This window comes from Xanthomonas floridensis, assembly GCF_001642575.1.
Lineage (GTDB): Bacteria > Pseudomonadota > Gammaproteobacteria > Xanthomonadales > Xanthomonadaceae > Xanthomonas > Xanthomonas floridensis.
In genome coordinates this window covers 1-2,028 of sequence record NZ_LXNG01000047.1, presented here as the reverse complement: position 1 = coordinate 2,028, position 2,028 = coordinate 1, and the positions used below count along the sequence as shown (strand labels likewise).

Here is a 2,028-nt window from a genome sequence, read left to right as displayed (position 1 = left end):
GTGCTTGATCAATCCCAGCAGGCGTTGGTCTTCCTTGGCGCGCTCACTGTCAGGCGAGCGTAACCAGGCGTAATAACCCGCCCGGTTGACGCGCAATACCCGACACATCGCGCATACCCTGAATTCCTCGCAGTGGGCTTGCATGAACGCGTACTTTGCCTTCACCCCTTGGCAAAGTACGCGGCGGCCTTTTTTAGGATGTCGCGCTCCTCGGTCACTCGACGCAACTCTGCCTTCAGCCGCCGAACCTCGGCGCTCTGGTCCACCTCGGCGCGATGCACCACGCCAGACTTGCCGAACTTGCGCAGCCAGGCGTAGAGGCTGTGCGTCGTGACACCCAGCCGCTCTGCGACCTCTGCCACCTTGAAACCACGATCAATCACTTGCCGGACCGCTTCAATCTTGAACTCATCCGTATACCGCTTGCTGCTCATAGACACCTCCGAATCTGCCATTTTCCACGGCCTTGAGATGTCTAGGAAAGCCTGGGCGTATCAATGGCGTAGGCCGCCCCAGTCGCTGGACGATGGCGTTGCGCACGTCCTCGGCGGTGCCGTCAGGCGAATAAGCCAGCAGATGCAGGCGACTGCGGCGTTCGGTCATGCTGACCACCACGGTGCGCCCGTGTGAGGCCCTGATGGTATCCAGCTCCCCGTCGCCGATACGGCTTCGCTGCTCAACCACGCTTGGGCGCTGGGTCCAGCTGCGTCGATGGGTCAGTTGCCCGCGACCATCGCGCACGCCACGCCGACGACGCTTGCGGCGGCGTTTGTGTAGATGCATGAACAACTGACCACCGCGCTTCTGATCGGCGCAGATGTGCCGATAGATCCATTCGTGACTGGCCAAACCGGTGCGACCGGCAATCTGTTCGGGACTGAAGTCCTCCCTCAGCAGAACTTCGATCCGGCAGATGCGCTAGGCGTCGATGCGTGGTCGCCGGCTGGCCTGCGTACGCCGATGGGCGCTGATGCGCTGGGCGCGATCGGACCGATACTTCGCCGCGTGCCGGTTGCGGCGCAGCTCCCGACTGATCGTGCTGGGCGCACGCGCCACTACATCGGCGATGGCGCGCATCGACATCCCGGTCTCATATAACGCATGTAGGCGGTATCGTTCCGACAGGTGCAGGCGGCTGGATGACGTGGGCAACTCCACTTGGCGGTAAGGTCGCTCAGGTCAGGTCGCCTGGCCTGCTTCACAACCGTGGGTGTTTCGATCCAGAGTTAAAACCACCCTCTCCGATGCCATCAACTCTGGCCTCAACGAGGTGCAGCGAGGACTTTTCCAATGCAGGCGACAGAGATAATGATGTCGTTAATGGGGAGCTCTACCGCGTGAAGGCGTGGTTATCCGGATGACTAGCCTCTAAACGCATTATCAACGTAAAGCCTTCCGTGCCATCTTCTGATGTATATCTTCCATGTTGAGTTAAATAAAAATGCAGCATTTGCCAGATGCCTGGGGCCGAATAAATCGCCGCACCCGACCCCGAGGTCGTCCATTATTTCCAAGGTTTCATTGCCATTGCCTTTGACCCACTTCTCCACGCTAACCTTAATACGATAGGTGGCCGGGAATGGAGGCGGTTGGCAATTGGAATGATGGCAGGCCAGCGCCGTGACGCCACTGCCAGGTCTGTTGTTCGAGCGGGCGGGTAGACAATCCATGGGATCTCGACCGCACGCCCGAGGGATCCAGCTAAATGGCGTCGGGCGCAGCTGCCCCTGGGAAGTCTTGGCGCTGCTATTCAGCGGCTCCGGCGCAGCCGGCACTCTTTTCGTTCGCCGGCCCGGCTGCGCGGAGCGGCATCATTGCGATAAAGGCGCTCCATGGCAGTGTTCCACGCCCGGGTTTCGGTAGCGGTTGCCGCGCCGGTTTGGGCGGGCTGGAGTGATGGCTAGGGCCTGTTAACACATCCGAAGCCCATCAACGGTCAGCACAAAGCTGAGGAATCCAAGGAACATGACGTCCAGCTTCTCGAAGCGTGTGAAAATCCGGCGGTAGCCCTTCAGGCGACGGAATAGT

3 pseudogenes are annotated in these 2,028 nt (G+C 60.2%); all 3 read right to left on the bottom strand.

The features are described from left to right. A pseudogene (locus tag A7D17_RS23435) lies at window positions 1-434 on the bottom strand (transposase); the annotation flags it as partial. A gap of 76 nt (window positions 435-510) precedes the next feature. Then, window positions 511-1,152, bottom strand: a pseudogene (locus A7D17_RS23430) (IS30 family transposase); the annotation flags it as partial. Between the two features lie 758 nt (window positions 1,153-1,910). Further along, a pseudogene (locus A7D17_RS23770) lies at window positions 1,911-2,028 on the bottom strand (IS5-like element ISCARN85 family transposase); the annotation flags it as partial.